Origin of the sequence: Paenibacillus sp. J5C2022 (assembly GCF_025567625.1) — a bacterium.
Taxonomy (GTDB): domain Bacteria; phylum Bacillota; class Bacilli; order Paenibacillales; family Paenibacillaceae; genus Pristimantibacillus.
The window spans coordinates 37,561-64,218 of record NZ_JAOQJC010000002.1; the positions used below are offsets into that span (position 1 = coordinate 37,561).

Annotated in this window: 19 protein-coding genes and 1 riboswitch; of the genes, 12 read left to right on the forward strand and 7 right to left on the reverse strand. The window is 53.2% G+C overall.

The features are described 5' to 3' along the window. The first annotated feature begins 147 nt into the window (after nt 1-147). The 3 genes from M6D81_RS01990 to M6D81_RS02000 are packed head-to-tail and all read left to right on the forward strand — an operon-like array spanning nt 148 to nt 3,893. Complete coding sequence (locus M6D81_RS01990; RefSeq protein ID WP_262675127.1) at nt 148-1,236, forward strand: GerAB/ArcD/ProY family transporter; 1,089 nt, start codon at nt 148-150, stop codon at nt 1,234-1,236. Continuing rightward, on the forward strand, nt 1,233-2,717 hold the full coding sequence (locus tag M6D81_RS01995) for a spore germination protein (protein ID WP_262675128.1): 1,485 nt from the start codon (nt 1,233-1,235) through the stop codon (nt 2,715-2,717). Before M6D81_RS01990 ends, M6D81_RS01995 begins: the two co-directional genes overlap by 4 nt. A gap of 18 nt (nt 2,718-2,735) precedes the next feature. Further along, nucleotides 2,736-3,893 (forward strand): Ger(x)C family spore germination protein, encoded by a 1,158-nt coding sequence (locus M6D81_RS02000; protein ID WP_262675129.1) that lies wholly within the window; start codon nt 2,736-2,738, stop codon nt 3,891-3,893. Between the two features lie 148 nt (nt 3,894-4,041). On the opposite strand, the gene M6D81_RS02005 is transcribed toward M6D81_RS02000, so the two are convergent. Beyond that, nucleotides 4,042-4,830 carry an AraC family transcriptional regulator gene (locus M6D81_RS02005; protein ID WP_262675130.1) on the reverse strand — a complete coding sequence of 263 codons (789 nt, stop codon included), beginning with the start codon at nt 4,828-4,830 and terminating at the stop codon, nt 4,042-4,044. Nucleotides 4,831-4,975: 145 nt separating this feature from the next. Here M6D81_RS02005 and M6D81_RS02010 point away from each other — a divergent pair, with 145 nt between their 5' ends. Beyond that, nucleotides 4,976-6,436: a sulfatase family protein gene (locus tag M6D81_RS02010; RefSeq protein WP_262675131.1), complete on the forward strand. Its 1,461-nt coding sequence runs from the start codon at nt 4,976-4,978 to the stop codon at nt 6,434-6,436. A gap of 59 nt (nt 6,437-6,495) precedes the next feature. Here the strand turns inward: M6D81_RS02010 and M6D81_RS02015 are convergent, their stop codons facing one another. After that, nucleotides 6,496-7,104 (reverse strand): TetR/AcrR family transcriptional regulator, encoded by a 609-nt coding sequence (locus M6D81_RS02015; protein ID WP_262675132.1) that lies wholly within the window; start codon nt 7,102-7,104, stop codon nt 6,496-6,498. A gap of 167 nt (nt 7,105-7,271) precedes the next feature. On the opposite strand from M6D81_RS02015, the gene M6D81_RS02020 reads away from it, so the two are divergent. Beyond that, entirely contained in the window at nt 7,272-8,030 is a 759-nt protein-coding gene (locus tag M6D81_RS02020) for an SDR family oxidoreductase (protein WP_262675133.1), read from the forward strand. Nucleotides 8,031-8,125: 95 nt separating this feature from the next. Here the strand turns inward: M6D81_RS02020 and M6D81_RS02025 are convergent, their stop codons facing one another. Further along, a complete protein-coding gene (locus M6D81_RS02025; RefSeq protein WP_262675134.1) occupies nt 8,126-8,878 on the reverse strand; it encodes an SDR family NAD(P)-dependent oxidoreductase in 753 nt (250 codons plus the stop codon). Nucleotides 8,879-9,049: 171 nt separating this feature from the next. Between M6D81_RS02025 and M6D81_RS02030 the strand changes: the two genes are divergently transcribed. Next, on the forward strand, nt 9,050-9,700 hold the full coding sequence (locus M6D81_RS02030) for a TetR/AcrR family transcriptional regulator (RefSeq protein ID WP_262675135.1): 651 nt from the start codon (nt 9,050-9,052) through the stop codon (nt 9,698-9,700). A gap of 42 nt (nt 9,701-9,742) precedes the next feature. Here M6D81_RS02030 and M6D81_RS02035 read toward each other — a convergent pair whose 3' ends face one another. After that, nucleotides 9,743-10,456 carry a FadR/GntR family transcriptional regulator gene (locus M6D81_RS02035; protein ID WP_262675136.1) on the reverse strand — a complete coding sequence of 238 codons (714 nt, stop codon included), beginning with the start codon at nt 10,454-10,456 and terminating at the stop codon, nt 9,743-9,745. A 156-nt stretch (nt 10,457-10,612) separates the two neighbouring features. On the opposite strand from M6D81_RS02035, the gene M6D81_RS02040 reads away from it, so the two are divergent. From M6D81_RS02040 to M6D81_RS02050, 3 genes are all read left to right on the forward strand, one after another. Next, the gene (locus M6D81_RS02040) at nt 10,613-12,031 is read left to right on the forward strand and encodes an FAD-binding oxidoreductase (protein WP_262675137.1); all 1,419 of its coding nucleotides are present in this window, start codon (nt 10,613-10,615) and stop codon (nt 12,029-12,031) included. Beyond that, the gene (locus tag M6D81_RS02045; RefSeq protein WP_262675138.1) at nt 12,024-13,388 is read left to right on the forward strand and encodes a (Fe-S)-binding protein; all 1,365 of its coding nucleotides are present in this window, start codon (nt 12,024-12,026) and stop codon (nt 13,386-13,388) included. Before M6D81_RS02040 ends, M6D81_RS02045 begins: the two co-directional genes overlap by 8 nt. Before the next feature lie 401 nt (nt 13,389-13,789). After that, nucleotides 13,790-15,802, forward strand: coding sequence for a methyl-accepting chemotaxis protein (locus M6D81_RS02050; RefSeq protein ID WP_262675139.1), 2,013 nt, complete (start codon nt 13,790-13,792; stop codon nt 15,800-15,802). Between the two features lie 656 nt (nt 15,803-16,458). Here M6D81_RS02050 and M6D81_RS02055 read toward each other — a convergent pair. After that, a complete protein-coding gene (locus M6D81_RS02055) occupies nt 16,459-17,445 on the reverse strand; it encodes a Gfo/Idh/MocA family protein (protein ID WP_262675367.1) in 987 nt (328 codons plus the stop codon). Beyond that, the gene (locus M6D81_RS02060; RefSeq protein ID WP_262675140.1) at nt 17,445-18,437 is read right to left on the reverse strand and encodes a Gfo/Idh/MocA family protein; all 993 of its coding nucleotides are present in this window, start codon (nt 18,435-18,437) and stop codon (nt 17,445-17,447) included. The genes M6D81_RS02055 and M6D81_RS02060 overlap by 1 nt, the downstream gene beginning before the upstream one ends. A 132-nt stretch (nt 18,438-18,569) precedes the next feature. On the opposite strand from M6D81_RS02060, the gene M6D81_RS02065 reads away from it, so the two are divergent. The 3 genes from M6D81_RS02065 (at nt 18,570) to M6D81_RS02075 (ending at nt 21,853) form a co-directional block, all read left to right on the forward strand. Then, a complete protein-coding gene (locus M6D81_RS02065) occupies nt 18,570-19,442 on the forward strand; it encodes a helix-turn-helix domain-containing protein (RefSeq protein WP_262675141.1) in 873 nt (290 codons plus the stop codon). 142 nt (nt 19,443-19,584) lie between these two features. Next, nucleotides 19,585-19,722, forward strand: a riboswitch (cyclic di-AMP (ydaO/yuaA leader). A gap of 107 nt (nt 19,723-19,829) precedes the next feature. Next, nucleotides 19,830-20,492, forward strand: a complete 663-nt coding sequence (locus tag M6D81_RS02070; protein WP_262675142.1) for a potassium channel family protein — start codon at nt 19,830-19,832, stop codon at nt 20,490-20,492. 14 nt (nt 20,493-20,506) lie between these two features. Further along, nucleotides 20,507-21,853, forward strand: a complete 1,347-nt coding sequence (locus M6D81_RS02075) for a TrkH family potassium uptake protein (protein WP_262675143.1) — start codon at nt 20,507-20,509, stop codon at nt 21,851-21,853. Nucleotides 21,854-21,973: 120 nt separating this feature from the next. On the opposite strand, the gene M6D81_RS02080 is transcribed toward M6D81_RS02075, so the two are convergent. After that, complete coding sequence (locus M6D81_RS02080; RefSeq protein WP_262675144.1) at nt 21,974-26,590, reverse strand: carbohydrate binding domain-containing protein; 4,617 nt, start codon at nt 26,588-26,590, stop codon at nt 21,974-21,976. Between the last annotated feature and the right edge of the window lie 68 nt (nt 26,591-26,658).

Consider the following 26,658-nt stretch of genomic DNA (forward strand, 5'->3'; position numbering starts at 1 on the left):
CGACACTAAACATCCTTATTCTGTAAGCCGGCAGAACTAATAATGTCGAAACTTTCGCATTGGCATATTTCTTCCAACTGAGGGGGAAGCTAACGGAGTCGGGCTGGATTATTTTTCATTGCACAGGATCGTCTGGGGGGGATAGGAGTGGAGGCAACGTTTTCTAATAAGCAGATGACATTTCTGCTATTGCTATCGCTCGGCATATCCAATCATGTCATCGTCATTCCGCATCTGCTTCAAGCGGCTGGACGAGACGCATGGATGAGCATTCTGGTTACATATGTATTCCTTATCGCTTGGAGCTTGCTGCTGCACAAGGTGATAAAGTCCATGAAGCACAATTCGATGATCCCATGGCTGCAATCGCGCGTAGGGCGCGCAGGATACTGGATAATCGGCGGTTCCATGGCTTGCTACTTTCTACTGATGGGTCTCATTATCGTGTACGATACAACCAAAAATGTGAGCATTTACTTTCTTCCCAATACCCCTATCGAAGTGACCATCGTCTGCTTCGTGCTGGTCGCGTACGGCGCAGCCAGAACGGGGCTGAAGACGATTGTATTCGTAGCGGCCGTTACGCTTCCCATCGTCTGGATGCTGGGTGTAGCCGTGTCGCTTATGACGAAAGGAAGCAAGCAGTATGGCTTGCTGCTTCCTCTCTTCTCGGATGGTTACATGCCATACTTATATGGCGGGATTATCGTATTCGGCGGCAGTATTGATTTCATTGCCCTGCTGATGCTGCAGCACCGGATGGAGAAGCCCATTAAGTATGGCACAGTATTTGTCATGCTGTCTCTGCTTGTGGGATTGATTCTAGGGCCGTGCATGGGTTCGCTGGCGGCGTTCGGTCCTGCTGCTGCAAGCAATCTTCGCTTTCCCGCGTTTGAGCAATGGCGGCTCGTCATTATCGGCAGATATATCAATCATGTTGATTTCCTGGCCGCGTTCCAGCTTATGGCGGGAAGCCTGGTGCGTGCGGCTCTGTGCATTCACGTCTGGAGTGAACTGATAGGCAGTCAATTGTCTGCGAAGAAGCGTCAGTTCGTCATCATCGGTGGAGCATTGCTCATGGCGCTGCCTTCTCTGCTCAAGCCCGGCGATATTTTGGTTCAAAGCGTCATGCACCGCTATTATTATATGTTGTCGCTCCTGTACGGAGTGTTGTTCGTAGCCGTTCTGTATGCTGTATCCCACATACAGCCAAGGAAGGGGGAATTGGAGAAGTGAAGAGGAATCAGAAGGAAGAGATGCTGTATGCCGACATGGAAGTGTTGCTTCAGGAAGGGAGCTTAACGCTGTCTGCGTTGAAGCTGCAGCTTGCTTTGTATGCCGACGTTCACTTTCCCCCCCTTCCACAAGTGGACAAGGCGGACAAGCTGACCGCTCTGTACTGCCAAGGGATGACGGACAAGGTGCAGTTGAACGAATATTTCGTACGCATATGCCAATTTGTCTCGAATGCCGAAGCGCATCCGGAGAGCCCCGATCCAACGGGAGAATATCATGAGCTTCCGCTTATTGAACAAGTCTACTCCTTTAACGGCATGATGGAAGAGCTGTTCTCGGGAAGCTTCATCCTCTATATAGAGGGATCAACGTACTTCTGGTCGGTGGACGTGTCGAAAGTCCCCCAGCGCTCGATTGAGGAATCCAATACGGAAATATCCATTAAAGGACCGAAGGATGCATTCACGGAGGATATTTATACGAACATATCTCTCATTCGGAAAAGGCTGCATACGGGGCTGTTGTTTTGCGAGGAATTCGAAATCGGCAGCTTGAGCAAAACGAGCGTAGCTCTGTTGTATTTGCAGGACAGAACGAAGCCGGAGATCGTAGCGGAAGCAAGAAAGCGTCTCGAAACAATGGAGACGGAAAGCCTGCTAAGCAGCGGTCAATTGGAGCAATGGCTGTCTGACAGAACCTTCTCCCTTGTGCCGCTCATTGATTATATCGGCAGGCCGGATTATATCGTGGATACACTGCTGCGAGGCAGATTCGCCGTCATTGTCGACGGATCGCCCATGGCATTGCTCGGCCCGAGCAACTTCCTGGAGTTGCTCAAGACGCCTGAGGATACGCATTTCCCTTATTATTATGTGATGATCCAGCGTCTGCTGCGTCTGTTTGGCTTGCTGCTCAGCATTTTGCTCCCGGGCTTCTGGATTGCGATTGCAACCGTCAATTTGGACCAGCTTCCGTTCTCGCTTGTGTCCACCGTCGTCATTTCTCGTGAGGGAGTTCCGCTCCCTACCTTCCTGGAAGCGTTCATGCTGCTGTTCCTGTTCGAGCTGCTGAGGGAAGCGGGCATAAGGCTGCCGAAGGCGGTCGGACAGACGATCGGCATCGTCGGCGGCCTTATTATCGGCGATTCCCTTATAAGGGCCGGCCTTGCCTCCCCGACATTGCTCGTTGTAATTGCCATCTCTGCGGTAGCTACATTCGCTTTAGTGAATCAGTCGCTCTCCGGCAGCGTCAGCTTGCTAAGAGTGGTGATCATGATCGTATCCGCCTATCTGGGCATATACGGTTTTATTCTGGCGATGTTCGCCATATTGATCTACCTGTGCAGGATGGAGACATTCGGACTTCCTTATCTTGAACCAATAGTGTCGCTGCGCTTCCGGGAATGGCTGTCGGCCTTCTTGGTCAATCCGCTCAAGCGCAAGCGATTCGCCGCAGATATGCTGAAGAAGAAGAAGGGGTGAACGGGAGTGCGACGGTACATGTTGATAGCGGCGGTCTTTGCGGCGGTCGCTTTATTGACAGGCAGCTGCGATACGGATACGAAGGATATCGAGAAGTTGAATTATGCCACCACGATCGGGGTCGACTTCAAGGATGGAAAGTACATCGGCTACGTGCAGTTCGTCAACCTGCCTTCCATTGCGAAGCAAGCCGACGGCAAGAAGGAATCGGCGAAAATATGGATCGGGAAAGGGAAAGGTGAAACGTTCGAGGAGTCGTTTTTTGATATTTATCGCACTTCGCAGGAAAGAATTTTTTGGGGGCACTTGACGGCTATCGTCATTAGCGAGTCAGCCATCAAGCAAGGAATCGAATCGATCTATGACAGCTTCAGCCGCTATTATGAATTCCGCTTGACGCCTTGGGTGTTCGGAACGAGAGCGTCTGTCGAAGATATATTGAACGCAAAGGGATTCTATGAGCAATCGCCACTCAGCACGATCCTCCATGATCCGGAGGGCATCTATTCGCAATCGTCACAGATCCGTTCCATCCGGCTTCACAGGTTGATGAGCCAAGTGAACGAACCGGCCTATACGACCGCTATACCTACACTGACTATGAATAAAAAAGCTTGGACGAATAATGGCAAGATGGAGCCAAAGCTAATGATTGACGGTGCCATCTTTTTGGAGAATGAGAAATATATGGGATACATCCCGCTCAAGCAGCTGCTGGGACTGCGCTGGATACAGCCACAGACGATAAGGGCGGCGATAGAAGTGCCCAGTGTGAAAAATCCGACGGTCGTCATGATTGTAGACAAGCCGAAAACCAAGTTAACGATGCTGTCAGATGGGGATAAACCTCAATTTTCGATCAACTTAAAGGCGTCGGGATATATTACGAACCGTTCGAAAAATCAGATGCTGCAGTCGCTAGAGATGGATAAAGCGACAGAGGAGGCGATTGCAAAGCAGATTCAGGAAACCTACGACAAGGCAAGAGCAAAGGGAATCGACATCTACAATTTCCAATACCAAATGTTCCGTTATCACAACCGATTGTGGAAATCGCGTCATCTTAGCCACAAAAAATTGATAGCAAAAGATACGGTCAAGAATATTTCAGTGCGCATAAAGGTGAAGCATACAAGCTCCGAGAAAAATACGCGGGTGCAGCAGGAAAAAGAATAGTCAGGGAAGTGGCCTGCGACAGCTCGATGCCGCAGATCACTGGCACGCATTGATTTACAGCTGCTTCATCAACTGAAGCAAAGCTAGAGAGGCGTCCGCAAGCGTAACCTGAGCGTTCCCTGTGAAGCTGCCGTCTGTCATCGCGGTGTCAAAAATGTCTTCCCGATGCGATAAAGTCCGAAGGCGTCATGCCGGTTATTCTCTTGAACATGCGGAAGAAGTAAGAGGCGTCGTAATAGCCCAGGTATTGAGAGATAACCGATACGCTCATATCCGAATTGCTTAGCAAATTGCAAGCCTCCATAATTCGCAGGTGGTGCATGTAACGAATCGGGGTCTGACCATACACTTCCTTGAAGAGGGCCGTTGTGTAGCCCGGCGATCGCTGGATGAGCGACGCAAGCCGTTCAAGCTCGATCGGCTCGCGGTAATGGTCCAGCAGATAAGCATTGATCGTCTCCGCGAAGATCATTCTGCTGGGCGCCAGCTCCGGATTGTCAAGCGCATGGCCCAGCAAGCCGATCAATTCCTGAACGATGCCCTCGCACACCCACTTCCGGTATCGCTTGCTTCCTCTCCATTCATCGATCATGCGGCGGAACCGACTGTGAACGTATTGGAAGTTGCTTATTTTCACCTTGAGAGCTTTCCCTTCATTCAGGTAGGGTATAGCTTGTTCGCCGGATTCGCCGCTCTCTGCTGTAAATAGCAGAGTATGCTTCTGATGCAAGGTATCGGCATAATTGCTGCCTTCACGTAGCGTGGCTTGCGGTATGAACAGAAAATCGCCCCGCTCTGCGATCATTTCCGTTCCGTTCAGCACATATCGAACCTTCCCGTCCTGCACGAGCACGAATATATGGCATGTCATGACTTCGGGATGAGTCCGCCAATTGGGAATGCGATCGTCATAATTCGCGCTATGGATGTTAATCATCAATTCTCCTCCTTCGGAGCCTATTGTCAATTGTGATACTTCATATTGGAATTGTACAACTGCAAATGGAATTGTACGTGGACGATTCCCGGAACTATAAATTATGATGAATCCATATTGATAAGCAGGAAGGGGAAATGTACAAATGAGAGTATTGCTTCTTGATCTGGATGCGACAAGACCCGATCATCTGGGCTGTTACGGCTATCACCGGAACACATCGCCCAATATTGACAGGATAGCGGCCGGTGGCGTTCGCTTCAATAACTATTATACATCGGATGCGCCGTGCTTTCCTTCCCGGACTGCACTGATGACGGGCCGCTTCGGCATTCACAATGGCGTCGTCGGACACGGCGGTACTGGTGCGGATGTCCGCCACGACGGGCCGAGCCGCGACTTCCGCTCAAGTCTGGACTGGGAGAGCTTCCCGTCCTTGTTCCGCAGGGCGGGCATGAGGACAGCGCTGGTCAGTCCTTTCGGAGAGCGGCATTCCGCCTATACGTTCTATGCCGGATTCAATGAAATCCACAATCATGGCGGCGGCGGTGCGGAGTCTGCCGAAGAAGTGAACCCCGTCGTACTGGACTGGATCGAGCGCAATGCGTCGGATGACAACTGGATGCTGTATGTCAATTACTGGGACCCGCATACCCCATACCGCGCGCCGGAGTCCTTCGGCAATCCATTCCAGAACGATCCGCTTCCAGAGTGGATTACGGAAGAAGTGTTGGAGCAGCATATACGTCATGTCGGTCCGCACGGGGCGAACGAGATCAATATGTACGACAATGCGACGTTCCCTCAATTCCCACGCCATCCCGGCGAGATCAAGTCCATGGCCGATCTGCGCAAGATGATTGACGGCTATGACTGCGGCATCCGGCATATGGACGAGCATATCGGGCAGCTGTTCCAAGCGCTGGAGAACAAAGGGGTGCTGGATGATCTGTATATTATTATTACCGCGGATCATGGCGAGAATATGGGGGAACTAGGCCTCTACGGCGAGCATGGCACGGCCGATCACTTCACTTGCCGCATTCCGATGATTATGAAGGGACCCGGGCTGCAAGCAGGCTTGGCGGACGACGGATTGCATTACCATCTGGATCTGCTGCCGACAATGGCGGAAGTGATGGGAATGAAGCCTGCCGCCAGATGGGACGGAAGAAGCTATGCAGACACGCTGCTCAAAGGCGAGGATACCGGCCGAGACTTCGTCGTCGTCTCGCAATGCGCCCACGTATGCCAGCGCAGCGTCCGGTTCGGCGACTGGATCTATATCCGCACCTATCATGACGGCTATCATCTCTTCGAGAAGGAAATGCTGTTCAATCTTGTGGATGATTATCATCAGCAGCACAATCTGGCGAAGGAACGTCCGGATCTGTGCAAGGAAGCCGTCTATTATTTGAACGAGTGGCATGACGAGATGATGAGCACGATGGAGCATGATGTCGACCCGCTCTGGACCGTCATGAAGGAAGGCGGACCTTATCATGCGAAGGGCCATCTCCCCAAGTATGTCGAACGGCTAAGAGCGACGGGCCGCAGCGAAGGAGCGGAGGAGCTGATCAAGCGCCATCCGCGAGAGATGGCCTGACAGCGGCGGAGCTAGCGCATCCCGATTGAAGAGGGCTAACCCCCTCTTCTTTCCTATCGTCAAGATCGGCGCTCGATTTTAATGGATACGAGATTCTGTCTGTCGCTATTGACAATATAGAGCAGTTGCTCCGCCATGTAGCCGGAGGAATATCGGAAGCCTCCGGTTACCCAATACATCAGGATGCCGATGAGGGCATAGGAATGATGGTAGACGTAAAGGTTCATATCGATCTCCTTCTGCTCCTCCGGGAAGTGGAATTGGAATTCATGCAACAACATATGCTGAATGCTCTGACACAGACGTTCCTGAAATCCGGTGTTGGATTCTCTGTCCAGGAGCAGCGAGAATATAGGGCGGTTTGCTTCGACATAATGAAATATTTTGATAGTGTGATGCGTTAACAGGTCCACTTGCAGCTGATCCTTGTTCTCGTAAGGCTTCCGGAATGCGGACATAAAGCCTTGAATCGTATCGTTCATTATTTCCTCAAGCAAGTCGTCCTTATGCTGATAATGGGCATAGAAGGTTCCCCTGTTGTAATTGGCTTGCCTGCATATTTCGGTAATGGTGATGCTGCGGAAAGGCTTGTCCGTCATCAGCTCCACCAGCGCTTCCTTTAACGCGCTCTTCGTCCGGACTATTCTTCGGTCCGTCTGAGTTGGCATCGCACAAGTCCCCCTGACTTTGTTCGTTTTTCCTCCCTAACCATACAATAGATGAGAAGATGCATGTTACCGTACAATCTATGAAGGTTTGTTGATTGAAAGCGGTTTATGACCATTATATAATGAACATGTGTTCAAAATCCAACAACTGTTTTGGAGGGGTACAGATGAGACTGAATGGAAAAGTAGCGATTGTAACAGGAGCCGCTTCAGGGATGGGCAGGGCAATGGCGGAGCTGTTCGCCCGGGAAGGCGCGAAAGTGGTTGTTGCGGATATGAACGTCGAACTTGTCGGTCTTGTTGTCGAAGAAATAAAGAGAAACGGCGGGGAAGCGACAGGCGTAGTCGTGAACGTCGCCGACAATTCAAGTGTGGAAGCGATGGTAGCTGCAGCGGTCGAGCAATACGGCTGCTTGAATATACTCGTGAACAATGCCGGTATTATGGATAACTTCGTACCGGCGGGAGAAGTGACGGACGAGCTGTGGAATAAAGTGTTGGGCGTTAATTTGAGCGGACCGATGATGACCTGCAGAGCCGCTCTGGCGATCATGAAAGAGCAGGAGGATGGCGGCGTTATTATTAACAATGCATCCGTAGGCGGCCTGTTCGGGGCACGCGGCGGCGCATCTTATGTCGTCTCGAAGCATGGCTTGATCGGATTGACCAAGAATATTGCGGCAACGTACGGCGGGAATGGGAAAATTCGTGCCAATGCCATTGCGCCGGGTGCCATCAATACGAATATCGGCTCTACGATTACGGAGCCGAATCCGCTTGGACTCGCCGCGATCGGAGCGGTTGGACAAGCGCCTTCCGGTGAAGCCGCGGAAGTGGCGGCAGCGGCCTTGTTCCTGGCTTCCGACGAAGCGAGCTTCGTGAACGGCACGACGCTGACGGTGGATGGCGGCTGGACTTCGCGGTAAGAAGGGCGTGTCACACAATTTCATATGGCAATGAGAAAAGGACCTCATACCCGATTCGTATCGGGAAGAGGTCCATTTTTTTCATTTTTTTCTGCTTATTTAGCCGTTACGCCGCCATCGACTGCCAGCTCGGCGCCGGTAATATAGGAAGATTCATCGGAAGCCAGGAACAATACGGCTTGCGCCACTTCGGACGCCTCGCCGACTCTCGGCAGAGCCGTCTGGGACAGGAACCATTGGTTCATCTGCTCATTCTGGATGAGATGCTCGCTCATCGGCGTCGTAATAAAGCCGGGATGCACGGAGTTGACGCGGATGTTGAACTTTCCGTAGTCGACTGCCGCCGCTTTGCTCAGCAGCCGGACGCCGCCTTTGGAAGCTGTATAGGCACCGGCGCCGCTTCCGCCGGTCAAGCCCGCGATGGAAGAAATGTTGATGATGGATCCCTGCTTGCTCGTCATCATATGTGGAATGACATGCTTCATGCCGAGAAATACACTGGTCATATTGATGGCTATGACCTTGTCCCATTGCTCCAGCGTCGTCTCCAGCATGCTCGTTGCCAATGAGATTCCCGCATTGTTCACGAGAATGTCGATCTTGCCGAACTTGCCGATCACCTCGCTGACGATAGTCGACCATTGCTCCTCGGAAGCGACATCCTGCTTGTAAGCGACGGCAGTGCCTCCGCCAGCCCGAATGTCGGCCGCCGCTTTCATCACATTGCTCTCATTAATGTCGGTCAAGACGACTTTCGCGCCCTCCTGAGCGAGAAGCTTGGCTTCCTCCAATCCCATGCCGCTGCCTGCACCTGTGACGATAGCTACTTTTTCATTAAGACGATTCATAGATATGACCTCCCTGAGGATAGTGATGGTAATGAATTCGATAGTGATAGTTATGACTATCACTATGTTAATTCATTATATCACCACTGCACGCGTTCGACAATTGTTGTGAGGCAAGGGGTTGAAGAGTATAATTTGGGATAGAGATTGAGGACGTGGAAGGATGACATAATGAAACCGCAGGAACGTTATAAGCAGGAGAGGGAAGAGCAGAAGAAGCAGCGCTCCCAACATATATTGCAAGCGGCGGAGAAGGTTTTTTTTCGCAAAGGGATGGAATTTACAACGATGAATGATATTGCAGAGGAAGCGAATATCGGGGTGGCGACCGTATTCAGACATTTTCCCAATAAGGAGAGCTTGATGGCTTCTATCGCCAGTCATATGATGGGGGAAATTCTGGATAGCTTTCAAAGGATCGCGGATAGGCCTGTACCTTGTCTGGAGAAGATCGGCGAGCTGTTCGATTATTTCATCACGCTGCTGGAGGAGAACCGAAGCTCGTTCATCAAGTTCATGGAGGACTTGCATTTGAATGTATCTCATTCCGGTCAGGCGAATGGAATGCTGGAGGACAGCGAGACTGTTGGACGACAAATATTCGAGGTGTTCGGTTCGATTATAGAGCAGGGGGAAAGCGACGGCTCCTTGCGAAGCGATTTGGAGACGCGCGAAGTTCTGCTAACGGTCGTGAATGCGTTCGGATTGTTCTCAAGCAAGCTGTCGTATCAGAAGAACGTGCTATTGCTCCCGACCGATGTGGAGCCGGAGCGGCAGTTGGCCATTATGAAGACGATCATACTGGCTTACTTGAAGGCATGACCACCGCTCCGGATCGTCATGCTCACATTAGTGCATGACGAGTTAACCTTCGTGACGCTTCAAGACGGCGTCTACCTTCGACAAATGCTCTTGTAGACGCTGGACGGACAGTTCGGCGTCGCTAGCGGCAATGGCTTCATAAATCGCCCGGTGCTCGTCCAGCAAGCGGGTGGAAGTGGCTTGCTCCCGATAAAACCATAGCTCCCGCGTTCGGCCGATTGTCTCGGTCAGCCGCTGCGTCAGAGAGCTCATAAGCTCATTAAGCAGCGAATTATGGGAAGCTGCCGCGATGGCAGTATGGAAGTCGACGTCGGCCCGTTCGCTCTCGGCCGTATCGTTATGCGCTGCAGCCTGCGCCATTCTGTCCAGAATGGCTTCCAGACGGGCCAAATCTTCTTCCGTTCGCCTGCTGGATGCCAGCTCCGCCGTACCTGCCTCCAGTACTTTGCGCACCTCCAATATTTCACGCAGCGACTCCGCTTCACGGAACAGAGAGCCGGCTCCGTGCTGCTCCCCGGAGGGCAGCGTCTTGCTGACGAATGTGCCTCCGCCATGACGGATATCCAGCCATCCCATCGCTTTCAATGCGCTCAGCGCCTCGCGTATGGTTGATCGTCCGACGCCGAACGATTGCGACAGATCGACGACCGACGGGAGCTTTTCTCCCGGCAGAAGCTCGCTCCCCTTTATCCGTTCCAGAAGAATCCGGCTTACGATTTCGTGACCTTTCTCCGTCTCTATTTTCATCTTTCGCATAGGCGTTCCTCCAACCTCTAATACTTCCATTGACTGCCTGCCATGAACGATTTCAAGCTTTGTTGCAATTTTCTCTGTTGCTTTAGTATAAGCATACGTTATAATGAATGAAAAGTCATCAGATGACCTGATCTATATAGACGTGAAGCGGAGGGGATGCTAGTGCAAGCAGAATTGGGCAAAAAACTACGGGCTATTGTCGGGGAGAAGTGGTTCAGGGACGATCAGGAAGCACTCGTCGCGCATTCGTATGACGGTACACCGATGCTGCAGTCGCTGCCTGAAGGAGTGATCTATCCTTCCTCGACCGAGGAAGTGTCCGCCATTATGAAGGTGCTGTCGGAGGCTCGCATACCGCTCGTCAGCAGAGGTTCAGGCTCGAATCTGTGCGGCGGAACCGTACCTGTGCAAGGCGGGATCGTCATGGTCATGCACCGGATGAACAGCATACTGGAAGTGGATGAAGAGAACTTGACGGCGACAGTGCAGCCGGGGCTAATCACGGCGGAGTTCATTCAACATATCGAAGCGAGAGGATTATTCTATCCGCCCGACCCCAGCAGCATGAAGATCAGTACGATCGGCGGCAACATCGCGGAATGCTCCGGTGGACTGCGCGGCTTGAAGTATGGAACGACGAAGGATTACGTTATCGGGCTTGAGGCGGTGCTGGCGGATGGCAGAATCATTCGCACGGGAGGCAAGCTGATGAAGGATGTGGCCGGCTATGATCTGACGAAGCTGCTCGTCGGCTCCGAAGGCACGCTCGCCGTCATAACCGAAGCGACGCTGAAGCTGATTCCGCCGCCGAAGACGAAGAAGACGATGCTGGCGATGTACCGCGATTTATATGGTGCCGCCAGGACGGTATCGCGCATTATCGAATCGCACATCATTCCCGCTACGCTGGAATTTATGGACAACCCGACGATCCGAGTCGTGGACGACTTCGCAGGCCTCGGACTGCCGCGCGATATGGAGGCCATCTTGCTGATTGAGCAGGACGGCGATCCCGAGACGGTAGAACGCGATATAGCTCGAATCTCGGAAATATGCGCATCGGAAGCGGCCGACCGCATCGAGGTGGCGGCGACGAGGGAGGAAGCGGAGAAGCTGCTGACGGCGCGCAGAAGCGCATTCACGGCGCTAGCCCGTCTGCGTCCGACGACGATACTGGAGGATGCCACCGTGCCGCGCTCACGGATTGCCGATATGGTGCTGCGCATTAACGAGATTGCCAAGAAGCACCGTGTCACCATTGCCACCTTCGGTCATGCGGGAGATGGCAATCTTCACCCTACGGCTACGACGGATGCGCGAGATGCGGAGGAGATTCATCGCGTGGAAGCCGCGTTCGAGGAAATATTCGAGGCAGCGATTGCGCTGGGCGGTACGATTACCGGCGAGCATGGCGTCGGAATGGTGAAAGCGCCTTATCTGGAATGGAAGGTGGGAGAGCCGGGCATCGAGCTGATGAAAGGCATTAAAGCGGCGTTCGACCCGCATCATCTGCTGAATCCCGGCAAAATATTCGCCAAGGAAACAAGGAAAAGGGTGGTGATTCAGCATGGGTGATGCCACTGCGGGCAAGAAGCCCGACGTTCAGCACAGCAATCCGCTTGCCCGGACACTGCTGAACAAGCTGGATTACGATCAACTGACCAATTGCATGCGCTGCGGCTTCTGTCTGCCCGCTTGCCCCACCTTCCGGGAGACGGGAGTGGAGCCGGAATCGCCGCGCGGACGAATCGCTCTGATGAAGGCGGTAGTCGACGGCGTCATGGAGCCGGATGCGGCCTTCCAGGACCAGATGAACCACTGTCTTGGCTGCCGCGCATGCGAGCCGGTCTGTCCTGCGGATGTGAAGTACGGCCAGCTGATGGAGCAGGCGAGGGATGCGATTGAAGACCACGCGCCTCACAATGCAGCCGTACAGGGGCTGCGCCGGCTCATGTTCAAAGGGGTCTTCCCGAAGCGCGGGGCGTTGAAGCTGCTGGGCGGCTCCTTGCGCTTGTATCAGAAGACGGGACTTCGGCGGCTGGCGCGCGGGACTGGCGTCATGCGCTTGTTCCCGCAGCACTTGCGCGAGATGGAGGCGGTATTGCCGGAGGCTTCTGCAAGCGGCGTCGTGGAGCAGCTTGGCGCCTTCTATCCCGCCAAGGGCGAGCCGATAGCAAGGGTAGCCTTATTCAGAGGCTGCATCATGGACGTCCTGTTCGTGGGAACGAACGTGAATACGGTCAAGCTGTTGTCGGAAGCGGGCTTCGACGTCGTCATTCCGAAGGAGCAAGGTTGCTGTGGCGCGCTCCATGCCCACAGCGGTGAGATGGATGCGGCCAGGGAACTGGCCCGGCATAATATTGCGGCATTCAAGGCTGCCGGCGTAGACTATATCGTGTCCAATGCAGGCGGCTGCGGCGCGCTGCTTGTCGATTACGGGCATTTGCTGCATGAGGACGACAAAGTTCAAGTGCGCGAGGATGCGAAGTGGTTCGCGGAGCGGACGGTCGATGTGAGCCGTCTTATCGTCGAGCAGGGACGCATTCCCGCATTCGCGGATATTGGTGAGGAATCCACCGTCACGTATCAGGATTCCTGTCATCTCCGCAATGTGATGAAGAGCTCCGATGCGCCCAGACAGCTGATGCGCAGCGTAGACGGTGCTTCCTTCGTGGAGATGAAGGAAGCGGATCGCTGCTGCGGCTCGGCGGGCATCTACAATGTGACGCAGCCGGAGATGGCGGGGCAGATTCTGGAGCATAAGATGGAGCATGCTTCCGCTACGAATGCCCGCTATATGCTGACAAGCAATCCAGGCTGCCTGCTGCAGATGAAGCTGGGCATCGAGAAGCATAAGCCGCCGTTCCGGATGGAAGCTCTCCATATCGTCGATTATTTGTACGAGCGTGTAAAGAGCGGCGGTTCGGACTGATTATAGCGCATCAGAGTAAGTATAAGTGTAAGTGTAAGTGTAAGTGCCAGCGATACCGACCGGTGTCGCTGGCTTTTTCGCATGCTTGCCTCCCCGCCCAAAGTGCCTGTCTGCCCCAAAAGTAGCCCTCAATCGCTCATTATGCTTACATAACCCCCGCAAGTGATCGGAAAAGTGTGCGCTATCGCTCAAAATGATCACATAGCCCCGCCTAAAGTGCCAGCCCGCCCCAAAAGTAGCACCTGCCATCGCTCACTCATTTTGCCCTTGGATACGAAAAATTCACAAAGAAAATGTCGAAATATGAAGGTTTATGTCTTTATTGGTCGAATTATTGCAACATGAATTTGCGTTGATAAGGGAGAAGGGATGAAGAAATTGATAAGAGGAGCTGAGAAGGGATGAAGAAAGAAGAAGCGGGTGCGTTAAATAAGTGGTCGGGATCGATCAAAACTAAATTCATTGTATTTTTGTTGCTGATGATTCTAATTCCTTCCGTATTGGCCTCTTGGCTGTTGACGAGCGATCTGACAGGCGATGTGGAAACGGAATTGAAAGAGCGTCAGTTGTCAATCGCATCGTCGAACGCACAGGCGTTGAATGACTTTTTACAGTCAAAAGTGAAGGCGATGGAGGGAATCATTGAGGCGCGCAGAGCTACCTTCCTGCAAAATGATGAACAAGTTGTATTGGAGCTGCTTGAATCGTTGAAAGCGATGAATCCCGATATTCAGCTGTTCTCCTATTCGCCGGTATCCGGGATGTCGATTAACGATCAGGGAGAATACAAGGACATATCTATCTATGATAATTTCAAGCGCATTAAACAAGACAACACGATTGGCATATCTGACGTAATCCATGATCCCGAGAATGACGAGAACATTATTATTATCGATATTCCCATCGATACGAGCGGTGAGTTCAAAGGTCTGCTGCAGGCAATCGTCAATCCCGACCATCTCTTGCAAAACTTGAATCGCAACAAGATGGGCGAGACGGGATACGTCTATATTCTATCGAAGGAGGGCATGTATCTTACACATACGTCTCCGGAGAAGATCGGGCAGGAATATAAGCAATTTGCAACGGAATCGAAAATAAAGCTATACGAGGAAACCGTTCTCGCGGAAGAGAAAGGCAGCATTCGCTATACGGAACCTGACGGCTCGCAGCGTCTTGCTTCGTTCGCCAATGTGGACACAACGGACTGGCGCATCGTCGTATCGGGCAATGAAACTGATCTGATGAGCAGTGTGCAAGCCGCCAAGCAAAGAGGCATCTGGGTCATTGTCATATGTGCGGCGGGAGCGAGCATCATTGCTTACTTCGCGGCCTCCTTGATGCTCAGGCCCGTCATGTCGATCTCCGCTCTGATGAGACATGTAGCGGAAGGAGATCTTCGGGAGAGGCTGCCGGTGAAGGGCAATGATGAGCTGCAGCAGTTGAACAGTCACATTAACGGCATGCTGGATTCCTTCGGCACAGCGTTGCGGAAGCTGTACGAGGCGGTGGAGCATACAGCCGTATCCTCCGAGCAGTTGACAGCGATATCGGCGAACTCCACTCGTGCTGCGGAACAGACGGCTATGACTGCCCAGCGGATGGAGAAGGGAGCGCGCACACAGCATGAAGGCTCCGAGCAATCTGCCTTTGCAATGGAGGAGATGGCAGTCGGCATAACGAAGATTGCGGAATCCTCCGGGCTCGTCAGCGAGCAGGCGGTATCCGTGCACGGCAGAGTAAGCGAAGGGGACGAGGTGGTGCAATCCGCCGTACAGCAATGCAATGTCGCAAGCGATACGGTAAGCAGGGCGGCAATGATGGTGAAGGAGCTGGAGCGGAAGTCGGAGGAAATCAACAGCATCGTAAAATACATATCCGATATTGCCACGCAGACCAACCTGCTGTCCTTGAATGCTTCCATCGAAGCGGCCCGCGCCGGTGAGCATGGAAGAGGCTTCGCCGTCGTAGCTGGGGAAGTGAAGAAGCTGGCGGAGCAGACCTCGCACGCTACCGGTTCTATCGCATCTATCTTGCATGAGGTGCAGCAATCCGCAGCGCTTACATCCGCATCCATTACGGAAGGAATGGAGGAAGTAAGCAGGAGCGTGACGCATATGGATCAGGTGGGCGCCGTATTCCAATCCATTGTCCAATCCGTAGAGCAAGTATCGGCTCAAATTCAAGAAGTCTCCGCAGCTACAGAGGAACTGTCGGCCAGCACGGAAGAGGTGACTGCCTCCATGCTTGAGATTGTCGATATATCGAAGCATACGCTTCAGGATTTAACGTCGATCTCCGACGCTTCCCAGCGGCAGCATCAATCCATGGGGGAGATATCCTCTTCGTCGGAATCGTTGAGCCGCATGGCATCGGAGCTGCAGGATCTGGTTGCTAAGTTCAAGGTATAGAGGCATGATGAGGAATGATGGTAAGCGATAGAGTAATAGAGAGGATCAGCCGCTGTTCATGTCGTGACTAATTCGCAGTCTAACTGGATTTATGGATATTATTTTTGGATTGAATCATATTATTGCGCAGATAAATGGATTTCTTGTACTAAAATTGAGCTATTCTACTTGTTTGTTGCGAATGATGATGATTCAACTGGACGAAATCCATTTATTTGGAGCAACTACGTTATTTCGATTAATATTAAAGGCATAAAATCCATTTAGCGAGTGTTATCGTTCAGGTGAATACAAACAAACAGGGTTGTTCCCCCAGTTGCTTGAATGACTAGGGGGACAACCCTGCTGCTTATATACCATTATAATGACTCACTTGCCCGTACAGGTTAAAGGCTTGTTGAGCATTGAGCCCAATGCCGTTTCAGTGGCTGCTGCAGTCGAACGTGCGCCTCAATGCCGGAGGCTCCAGCAACGCACCACGCCCATCAGCACAACACTCATCAGCACGACACACATCAGCACAACACTCATCAGCACGACACACATCAGCGCCCACACTTGTCAGCACGACACACATCTAAACCACGCCCATCAGCACGACACCCATCAGCACTCACGCCCATCAGCGTCACACTCAAGTGCGCCGCAATGGTGCGCTAGAGCTTGACTGGCTGACCGGAATCCACGGAACGGTAACCGGCCAGCGCAACTTCCGCGGAACGGAGACCGTCCTCGCCACTAATCGGCGCCGGCTGCCCGCTTGCGATTGCCTCGACGAACGCTTTCACCAGATAGAAGTCCATATTGTCTCCCCAGAAGCTCCATTGCCCTTTGCCCGCCGCGCTGCTGTACAGCTCGTTGGACTGAGCGAATCCGTCGACGGAGATGACGCCCTTCGTGCCGACGATCTCCATCGTCACGTCTCCCCAAGTCGGGAATGGGGACTGTCTCGACCAGCTTGTATCGATCGTGCCGAATACCCCGTTCTCGAACTTCACATTAATCATGCCCGCATCGTCCGTCTTCAGCCCTTCCTTGAACAGGTTGGCGGCATGAGCGAACACTTCCTCCGCCTTGGAGCCGACGATCCAGTTCATCAAGTCCATCACATGAACGGTATGATCCAGCAGCGCTCCACCGCCGGACAGCTCGGGCTCGACGAACCAGCCGCCTGGGAATGAACCGCGGTTCGTGCCCTTGATAGCGATAATGTCGCCGATCTCGCCTTGGTCGACAGCTTGCTTCGCGCTGACGACGGATGCCAGATAACGACAAGGGAATGCCGTCATCAACTGAACGTTGTTAGCGCGGCAGACGCTGATCATCTCCTGCATCTCTTCGACGGAGACGCCCAGCGGCTTCTCGCACAGCACATGCAGTCCCTTCTTCGCGGCCGCTATCGTAAGCTCGGCGTGATAGACGTTCTCGGAACAGATGACGACCGCGTCCATCTTCTGCTCCAGCAGCTCGCGATAATCGGCGTAGTACGCCAGACCATGTTCTTCTACGATCCCGCTAACTCTATCCTTCACGGAATCCGCTATTCCTACGATTTCTACCTGATCCAGCTGATGCAGCGCATGGAAGTAGGAGAAGCCATGGCCATGGGCAAAGCTGATCATTCCGACTTTTAGCTTATTCATCATATATTCCTCCTTGCAACCTTCACGGCTTTGCCAGTCTCGGCGCTCTCTACAGCGGCTTGGGCTATTTCCAACGCGCGATAAGCGTCGATAGCTGTGACGCGGGCTTCTGCTCCTGACTCTATGCAGGAGAGGAAGTGGCTAAGCTCCAGCTCGAACGGGCTTTGGAAGCCGGGGCTGCCGGGGACGGCGACGACGGCGCTGCCCGCTTCGCCGGACGGCTGCTTCACGACGTTCATGGAGCTGCTCTTCAGACTGTTCGCGCGTATAATGCCCGCGGTGCCGGCAAGCTCAGCCTTCGTATGGAACGGTCCAGGATAACCCCAGTGCGCTTCCACATTCGCCATGGCGCCGTTCTCGAACTTCAGCGTAACGAGGGCGTATTCTACGCCATCGCGATTCGTGAGCTGCGTATAGGCCGTATCGACCTCTCCGAACGTCCAGCGCAGGAAGTCCAGATCGTGAATCATGAGATCCTTAATGATGCCGCCGCTAAGCTCCTTGTCGTAATACCATTCCCTTGCCTTGCCGGGATGATCTCCGATCCGGCTGGCATGGGCGACGCCCGGACGGCCAAGCTGGCCTGCGTCAAGCGCGGCTTTCATATTAACATATTCCGGGAAGAAGCGGACGACATGTCCAATGTACAGCTGCACGCCGTTTTCCCTGCATGCCGCAATCATTTCCTCCGCTTGCTCGGGCGTAAGTGCAATTGGTTTCTCGCAAATGACATGTTTTCTTGCTTTTGCCGCTTTCACAGTATATTCTTTGTGTAAATACGTAGGCAGAACGATGCTGACCGTATCGAATTCCGCTCCGTCCAGCATCTCTTCGAAGGAAGCAAATGCAGGAGCTCCGGTTCCATTCGAGATATTCTGAACGACTTCCGGGTTGATGTCGCATACGCCGGTCAATTCGACGCCGCTAAGCTTGGCGTAAATATTGGCATGAATAGAGCCCAGCCCGCCGCAGCCCAATACCGCAACTTTCATGTATTCATCTCCCTAATATAAGTAAATTGGCGCTTACAAGTTGATCTTACCGGTATAACGGGCTCCAGTATATGCGGAATTTAACGCAGTTTATATCCATATTCAACCTGACGTTCAGTGAGGAGGACAAGCGTGCAAATCTATCAAGAACCAATCCATTACCAGAATCCGCAGCTTTGTCTGAAAGTATGGCAGTTCGCTGCCGCAGGCGATGTGGACTCCGCTCATCAGCTGCAATGGCATTATCATAAGGAAATCGAGTTTATCCTCGTGCTGGATGGGGTTCATGAAATCCATACGCCGTCACAAAATTACATTCTGAAGCCCGGCGAAGTGATGGTGCTTGGTTCGTCGCAGCTGCACAGAGGCGTAACCCGCAAGGGCAAATACGTGAAGTATATCGTGCTGCATGTGGATTTGGAGCCGTACTTCGATGCCGCCATGATGAATTATATGGGCTACTTCATGGAAGTACTGAAGCCGCTGGACGAACTGAATGACATATTGGAGCGCAATCGAAGCCTGCAGGAAGAGATCGGCGCCATTATGCAAGCGATTCACGATGAAGTGATGGGCAAGGAGAAGGGATATGAGATCGCCGTAAGCATGCATATCAAGCACCTTATGCTTGCGCTGCTGCGGCATGACGACCGCAATGTGCTGGCCGCACATCAGCAAGTGGACGCTTCGGTGATCAAGCCCGTCATTCAATATATTGATAATCATCTTGGCGGAAAAGTCGATATGGCGGAGGTTAGCAAAATCGCCGGCATGAGCTACGTATACTTCTCCAAGTATTTCAAGAAAAAGACGGGTGTATCCTTCACGGAATATGTGAACCGCAAGCGAATTGCGACGGCGAAGCGGCTGCTTGTCATGAGCGACCGTACCGTCTCGGACATCGCCGGCTCTGTAGGCCTTGACAATATGGCGCACTTCTATGAGCTGTTCAAGCGATTCAACGGCTGCACACCCAAGCAGTTCAGGGATCGGATGTTGAATTGAGCGAGAAGAAGCTTGCATAATCATATCCCGCTTGTAAACGCTATAATAAAGGGATTTGAACAAATACGGGAAAAATTGGCCCGCAATCGCCTTTTACTTTTGCCTCCGATAGGAGTAGAGTAAGGCTTAACCCAATAATTGAATAAACGGAACGCTGAATCTTGTGAAGAGCGGGGGAACCATCGCGGCACAGCCGCAGGGGTGAATCCACAATTGTGGTAGGGAATTCTCGAATCCCGAATCCGACAGCTAACCTCGTAAGCGTCGTTCGAGAGAGGAAGTGTATATTTGTGATCGTTACCGGCCACAGAGGACCTTTGCCTCTGTGGTTTTTTGCTGTGCTTTTTTAGTTCTGATCTTCCATTCAGTCCGGAAAGAGGTAGTTGCATGAAAAAACAATTTGTTGTGATCGGTCTCGGCAGATTCGGCGGCAGTGTGACGAGAACGCTGCTGTCCCTCGGCTTTGAAGTGATGGGTATTGACCAGGACGAGCGGAAGGTGTCGGAATTCGCTTCCATCTTGCCGCATGTGTTCCAGGCGGATTCCACCGACGACGGAGTGATGCGGAAGCTGGGCGTCAAAAATATGGATCACGCCATCGTCGCGATCGGCGGAGATCTGCAGGCCAGCATCTTGACTACGCTCATTTTGAAGGACATCGGTCTGAAGCATATTACGGCCAAAGCGACAAGCGACTACCATCAGCGCGTGCTGGAAGGCGTGGGAGCCGATCATATCGTCCATCCGGAGCGGGATACGGGCATACGCGTCGCGCACCGCATCACGTCGAAAAATATGGTGGAATACCTGGAGCTTTCGCCGGAGCATAGTCTGGTCGAAATTATCGCGCCGCAGCGATTGAACGGAAAATCGTTATTGCAATCCAATATTAGGGCAAAATATGGTTGTAACGTTATGGCGATTCGCAGAGTCAACAATGAGCTGGTCGTGTCGCCGCAAGCGAGCGATTTGATCTACACCGGGGATTTGCTTGTCCTCATCGGCAGCAATCGCGATATTAACCGCTTCGAGAAATTTATTGGAGAATAAGAGGGGAAGGCCCAATGACGCAATCATTCAAAGTATATAAGAAGAAGGAGATTAGTCCGCATCAGTGGATGGTCATCGGTTTTGCCGCCATCATTGTATTGGGCGCCTTTCTGCTGGACTTGCCGACAGCTTCGGCCGACGGCAGGTCGATCGGCTTTCTCAATGCACTGTTCACCTCTACATCCGCGGTGTGTGTGACGGGGCTTGTCGTACTGGATACCGGCAGTGATTTCACTGTATTCGGCCAAATCGTCATTATGCTGCTTATTCAAGTCGGCGGTCTCGGCTTTATGACCTATGGCGTTATGATCGCGGTCATTCTAGGCAAGCGGCTGGGGCTCAAGCATCGGATATTGATTCAGGAATCGACGAAGTCCGCTTCCATTCAAGGTCTGGTCAGGCTCGTATTCAGCATTACAGCGATTGCTTTTGCTTTCGAGGGTATCGGGGCCTTGCTGCTCTGGCTTCGCTGGCTGTCGGATATGGGGGCGGCGGATGCGGCGTATTATGCCGTGTTTCATGCCATCTCCGCTTTTAACAACGCCGGCTTTGCGCTTTGGCCGGACAGCGTCAGCGGTTATGTAGGCGATCCCGTCGTCAACATCGTCATATCGCTGCTGTTCATCGGCGGCGGCATCGGGTTTGTCGTTATTGTAGACATGATGAAGAACAGGAAGTGGCGCCGTTATTCCCTGCATACCAAAATTGTGCTTCTGCTGTCCACCTTCCTCTCGCTCGCGGGCTTTCTCGTCATTTTTTGCCTGGAGCTGCTCAATCCCGCCGTATTCGGCGATATGAGCTGGAGCGAGCGGTTATGGTCCGCATACTTCCAGAGCGTCACGACGAGAACGGCCGGCTTCAATAGCGTCGATCTTGTCGGCATGCTTGCCGCTACGCAGTTCTTCATGATCTTCCTGATGTTCGTCGGGGCTTCGTCTGGATCGACGGGAGGCGGAATCAAGACGAATACGCTTATGATTCTGCTGGTTGCGATGTACAGCAGCGTCAGAGGCCGAACGCAAGTGCAGCTGTTCGGCCGCCGCATCGGCTACGATATCGTGCTAAGGGCGCTATCGGTCATTATTATATCGCTTGGCGTCGTAATGGCCGTCTCCTTCCTGCTGACCATTACGGAGCAGGGGATTCCCTTCATCGACCTGCTGTTCGAGGCGACATCGGCATTCGGGACGGTTGGGCTGTCGCTGGGTGTGACGCCTCACTTGTCCATTGCCGGCAAGCTGATCATTATTGCGACAATGTTCATCGGGCGGCTAGGTCCTCTTACATTGGCTTATGCTCTGGCGCGTCACAAGCAGGAGAACAAGATCGGCTATCCGGAGGAGAAGGTGCTGGTCGGTTAACGGAGATAAGATATGGAATGCAAGAAGGTCTGCCACCGCGACTTCCGACTGGAAGCGTGAAGGCAGACCTTTCGTACTGAAGGGGCGATCAGTCAGTCCCGTGAGGTTAAGACGAAGGAATTATGGCTCTACCCTAACAATAACCGTGTCGCTTCGCGTTATTCCCGCCTCATTTATTAGCTCACAGTAATATTCATATATGCCGGCTGCTTTGTTCGCCATCGCCGTTGCCGCATGCTGAGCGTGAGGGGAAGTGGAGACAAGAGTCTGCGTATCGACCAGCGTTCCGTTCTCATATAACCGGTACACGGAGCCGTTCGTGCCCCACCACATGTTCATGTTCATATTGAATTGTCCGTCTCCGTCCCAATTGTCGTGGGAAAGTACAGGCTTGGCCGGATTCGCATCCGTGACCGTTACGACCAATTCGTCGCTTGCCGTCACGCCGTAGGCGTTGCTTAATTCCGCGTAGTAGCGATAAGTGCCATTGCTCCTGCCGTAGACGGAAGTGTTGACGGATTGGGCGGAGAGCCCTCCGTCATGCAGCCACTCAGCATCAATCAACTTGCCGTTCTCGTAGAGCTTGTAGTTCGTGCCGTTATTGCCCCACCACATATTCATCCCGATATGGTAGCGTCCGTCCATTATGCCGTTGTCGTACCCGTTGTCGTGGGACAATACCGGTTTACCGGGAATGCCTGCACTTCCGCCTGAAGCAAGAGGCTTCAGCACAAGCGCATCATAGATGCCAGCATAGTAGCCGGAGGATAGGCTGTTCTTGCCTGTAATTTCGTACGTAATCGTGTGCGATCCAGGCGCAAGCACACGCGTCCCTTGGTCAATGCCGAGAACATTATCGTGCTGCGCCCACTGGGGCAGTACGGCAGTCGTATAACCGTCAATGACGTCGCCTTGCTGTACACCGTCTATCTGCAGCGATACGATGCCGCGGTTTTTCGCTTTGGAGTAGTTGGCCAGCACTTGATATTCCTGCTCTGGAGCGGGAAGCGGGAACCGGAAGGTTGCCTGATCGCTTATAGCATCCGCTTGCAGCAGCTTCCCTCTGTCATTGTAGAAGTCATCAACGATCGCATCACCGCTTGTCGAATAAGCCGGCATAAGCGATTGCACCGGATAGATATATTGGCTGGCGTGCAACGGCCCGTCTGCGGCGGGAGCCGTATACGGCTGCGCGGCCGGCGCCGGTCGCGGCTGCAGTGTTACCGCAATCTCGTCATCCAGCGGGAACAGCAGCCTTGCGCTGTACGACAGGAAGTTGTCCGCATTCAAGCTTAGCGACAGACGGAGCGGCATCGTCTGCGCATGAGGCTTGTTGCCGCCCGACCCGGAGGTCGACCTGATGAATGCCGCCCGATTGGCGCCATCGATGCTCCAGCCGAACAGCTCGGAGTCGGTGTCCTGCGCTTCCAGCCGATTGAAGGCTTCGCCGGCCGTCAGCTCATACGATATTTTCACGATATCCCACTTCTCCAGCTCGAAGGGAACGGATACGCCGCTCTGCAGCTCCTCGGGGGAGACAGTCCATACGATATCGTGTTCCGGATCGATACTCCAGTAAGGCTGCTCTGCCGCAGGAGGAAGCACTTTGGACATGCGAACATTCAGCTGCGCCGGAACGAGGAAGTCGGCTGCGGATATCGTATCCCTGAAGCGGACATCCTGCAGGCCGTCATTCGTTATTTGCGCATAGGTGGTGAATGTCAGCGCTTCGTTCGGAGCCGGTGTTCCGTCATACAATTTGAATACTTTCATCCAGGAGCGATTTTGCAGAAATGCCCACATCTCGTTATATTCCTCTTCCACTTGCGAGAACCCCTCGAGCAGCTCCGACACATCCATCCCCGATTTGTACATATACACCATCGCCAGATAGGCGGGGATAAGCACTGCCCTGTCATGGCTGACCGCGCGATCCTTGTTGTTCGGAATCTCTGCGCCATAGTAGTAGAATCGGCCGTCATACGTATATTCTCTTACCAGGAACCATAATAGGCCGCGGGCAAATTCCAAATATTGATGCTTCAACTGTTCGTCCGTCTCATAATAAGCGGCCATCGCTATGCCTGCTGCTACCAGCGCCTGGATATTGTCGATCGCATCATTGGCCGGTACGTCCGGCGCTTGGCCGCTCGGATTATATTCCGTCCAATAATAGGCACGATTGTTCCAGACACCCTTGTGGAAGCCATAGCGCGGAATTTGGCGATAGAAGAAGGTGCTCGCCATATCCAGATAGTTTTCATCGGCTTCCAGCATTTCGTAGGCGTACATCAGTGACATAGCTGCCGAAGATAAGACATGGTGATCCGGCTCGTGCAGCTCCCATGTATAACCGGAAGCGTCCGTCCATCTCCAATCGAACAGGAAATCCCAGCCGCCTGCCCATTCCGGCCGGGGCGTGTACTCCTCGGGATAGAAATCCTCGACGAAGGCATTGCTTCCGTCTTCCTTCCATTGCGAATAGTCCATGAATGCAATAATCTCCTGCGCTCTCTCCTTGAAGGATTCGTCGCCGCTCATCACGTAGGAGGGGAAGTACTCCTTCAGCAGATGATCGCTGGGACGACGCGGATAATAGCGGTCGCTGTGGTAGAAGTGAGACTTCATGAACGGCCGGTGGGGAATGTCGCCGGCGACCGCCAGCGGCGGGCCCGACCCGACAGGCTGCCCCAGCAATCCGTCCAGCTCCGGAATGGACTGATCCCGGCTGGCTACCGTCTCGGATATGCTAAGCGGATATTCGATCTCCAGGTTCAGCGATGGACCGAAGAAGAAGTTGCGCAGCACATCCTGACTCCATACCGAAGTATCAGGAACATCCAAATCCAATTGCGAAGTCGGGAACCTCGTCCAGAAGTCGGCAGGAGCCAGCTCTTCGCGAATATCCTCTACATCGGTTACAGGTATGAGTTCCTTGTATCCGCTGATGAGCGTCTCGCGCAGCTCGGCATGACGGATGCGAAGCTGTCCTGCGCCTTGGGCGAAGTCAACAGTCAACAGCGCATAGCGCGCTCCCTTCGGCGCGAACTGCACCGTGGACAGCGATGTCCAGTCTGATGAGGGTACCCCCTTCTCGCGGAGGGCGCCTACCGCTTCCCCATCCTCATTCAGCCAGAAGATGGACAGTGCAGGTATCGCCGTTCCGTCCGATTGGACAGAGAAGCTGGCCGCATACATTTTCTCAGGCTGAACGCTCATCACAGGTGTAAGCAGTGCCGCCCGATCCTCGCTGCTGCTGTCCGGAGAGGAGAGCACAATGTGCCGGCTTGCTCCGATGAATTCGGTCGAAGCCTGACCTGCGCCGCTCGCTTCCAGCGACCAATAGTAGGGGGAAGCTTCGCCATTCGCGAAGTAAGGATTGTCCAGCTCATTGCGGGCTTGGAAGACGACGCCATCGAACGAAGCCTCTCCCGTGCTTTCTTCCACTTGCAAGGAGATGACGGCCGACGCGGCAGCGGAAGGGGCGAGCTGCTCGTGGTAGAGCTTCGACCACTCATCCGCCGTCCTCAGTCCTTCCGCCTTGGATTCCGACAGAAGAACGCCTGCGGCATCCAGCCATTGAATCCGCAGCGATGGAGCGCCGTTAATCATATGGCTGCGATATTGCGCGGACAATTGATAAGCGAGTCCGCCCGTTACGGGATGCTGTTGACTAAGGGCCAGTCGTCCTGTCTCGTCTTCCAGCACAAGCTTGACGGCTCTGCTTCCTTCGAACGCATCATCGTCCCAGCTCCAGTAGCCGTATTCCTCTCCGCTGGTGTCCCAACCATCTGGATCAGCAGCTGTTCCGTCCTCGAAGCCCGGATTATGTGTCATATTGGCCGTCGGAGGCACTTGCTCGATGACGGTGAGACTATAGGGAAGCATGCCGCCGCTGCTTAGCTTGAGCAGCAGCTCATGCTGCCCGGCAGGGAGCGCATTCATGAAGGAGGGGGAGAGGCTAATCAATCTTCCGCTCCGCTCATAGTCCGCTCCTTCCTGCAATAGTGCCCCGTCATATTGCACGGCTTCGATCGTAGCATTGTTCACCGGCGTGTGCCATATGCGCAGCGGCACGGACTCAGCCAGCGCTTTATTGTATGTTCCGCTGCGGGGAGCAATCGTATCGGCGGACGTATAAGGCTCAAGCCGGATATCGTCGTACCACACATCTCCCGTTCCCCTCCAGGTATGCAGCTGCACATGCGCATAAGCCGCATTGGACGGTGCGGTTACGATCAGCTCGTGCTTGCTCCAATCCGTCCCGAGACCGGTAAGAGGCAAGTGCTCCTGCCAAGGTATATTTTGTTCCGTCCGAATGAGCGTTTTGCTCGCGTCGTACCAGTACATGACCGAGAAGGCCTGGCCCGTGAACGCTTCCGCTTTGGCATAATTAATGAACCGGTATGATTGGCCGGCTGTGACGGGAATGTATTTCTGATCCATCACCGCTCTGTCGGTCGTTGCGGATAAAGTCAGCTTTATTGATTTTGATCCTTCATGCGAAGATGTATCCTCCCACTGCCAGCTGCCCGAAGTTCCGACTTGAAGGAAGCTCCATGGATCGGGATTGTTGACACCGCTTTCAAAACTGTGATTGGCAATCAGATTAGCCGGCGAGGCTGTCGCCCGGTTTTCCCCCTTCATTGGCATGAGGGAGCATATGAGAGTTGCGGTAACGAGCAGCGAAATGCACTTCAAGTATATCGAATGGCTCCTTGCGATTGATATGGACATGCGTTCAATCTCCTCCTCATCGATTAATGTCAATGGTCGGTTGATCAGCTCCTTTCGTGACATTATGA

Coding starts and splice junctions, on each gene's coding strand:
- M6D81_RS02080 (WP_262675144.1), bottom strand. CDS start 26,590: ATGTCCATATCAATCGCAAGGAGCCATTCGATATACTTGAAGTGCATT.
- M6D81_RS02035 (WP_262675136.1), bottom strand. CDS start 10,456: ATGCGAAAGATGAAAATAGAGACGGAGAAAGGTCACGAAATCGTAAGC.
- M6D81_RS02055 (WP_262675367.1), bottom strand. CDS start 17,445: ATGAATAAGCTAAAAGTCGGAATGATCAGCTTTGCCCATGGCCATGGC.
- M6D81_RS02005 (WP_262675130.1), bottom strand. CDS start 4,830: ATGATTAACATCCATAGCGCGAATTATGACGATCGCATTCCCAATTGG.
- M6D81_RS02030 (WP_262675135.1), top strand. CDS start 9,050: ATGAAACCGCAGGAACGTTATAAGCAGGAGAGGGAAGAGCAGAAGAAG.
- M6D81_RS02040 (WP_262675137.1), top strand. CDS start 10,613: ATGCTAGTGCAAGCAGAATTGGGCAAAAAACTACGGGCTATTGTCGGG.
- M6D81_RS02070 (WP_262675142.1), top strand. CDS start 19,830: ATGAAAAAACAATTTGTTGTGATCGGTCTCGGCAGATTCGGCGGCAGT.
- M6D81_RS02015 (WP_262675132.1), bottom strand. CDS start 7,104: ATGCCAACTCAGACGGACCGAAGAATAGTCCGGACGAAGAGCGCGTTA.
- M6D81_RS02010 (WP_262675131.1), top strand. CDS start 4,976: ATGAGAGTATTGCTTCTTGATCTGGATGCGACAAGACCCGATCATCTG.
- M6D81_RS02000 (WP_262675129.1), top strand. CDS start 2,736: ATGTTGATAGCGGCGGTCTTTGCGGCGGTCGCTTTATTGACAGGCAGC.
- M6D81_RS02075 (WP_262675143.1), top strand. CDS start 20,507: ATGACGCAATCATTCAAAGTATATAAGAAGAAGGAGATTAGTCCGCAT.
- M6D81_RS02045 (WP_262675138.1), top strand. CDS start 12,024: ATGGGTGATGCCACTGCGGGCAAGAAGCCCGACGTTCAGCACAGCAAT.
- M6D81_RS02050 (WP_262675139.1), top strand. CDS start 13,790: ATGAAGAAAGAAGAAGCGGGTGCGTTAAATAAGTGGTCGGGATCGATC.
- M6D81_RS02020 (WP_262675133.1), top strand. CDS start 7,272: ATGAGACTGAATGGAAAAGTAGCGATTGTAACAGGAGCCGCTTCAGGG.
- M6D81_RS02025 (WP_262675134.1), bottom strand. CDS start 8,878: ATGAATCGTCTTAATGAAAAAGTAGCTATCGTCACAGGTGCAGGCAGC.
- M6D81_RS02060 (WP_262675140.1), bottom strand. CDS start 18,437: ATGAAAGTTGCGGTATTGGGCTGCGGCGGGCTGGGCTCTATTCATGCC.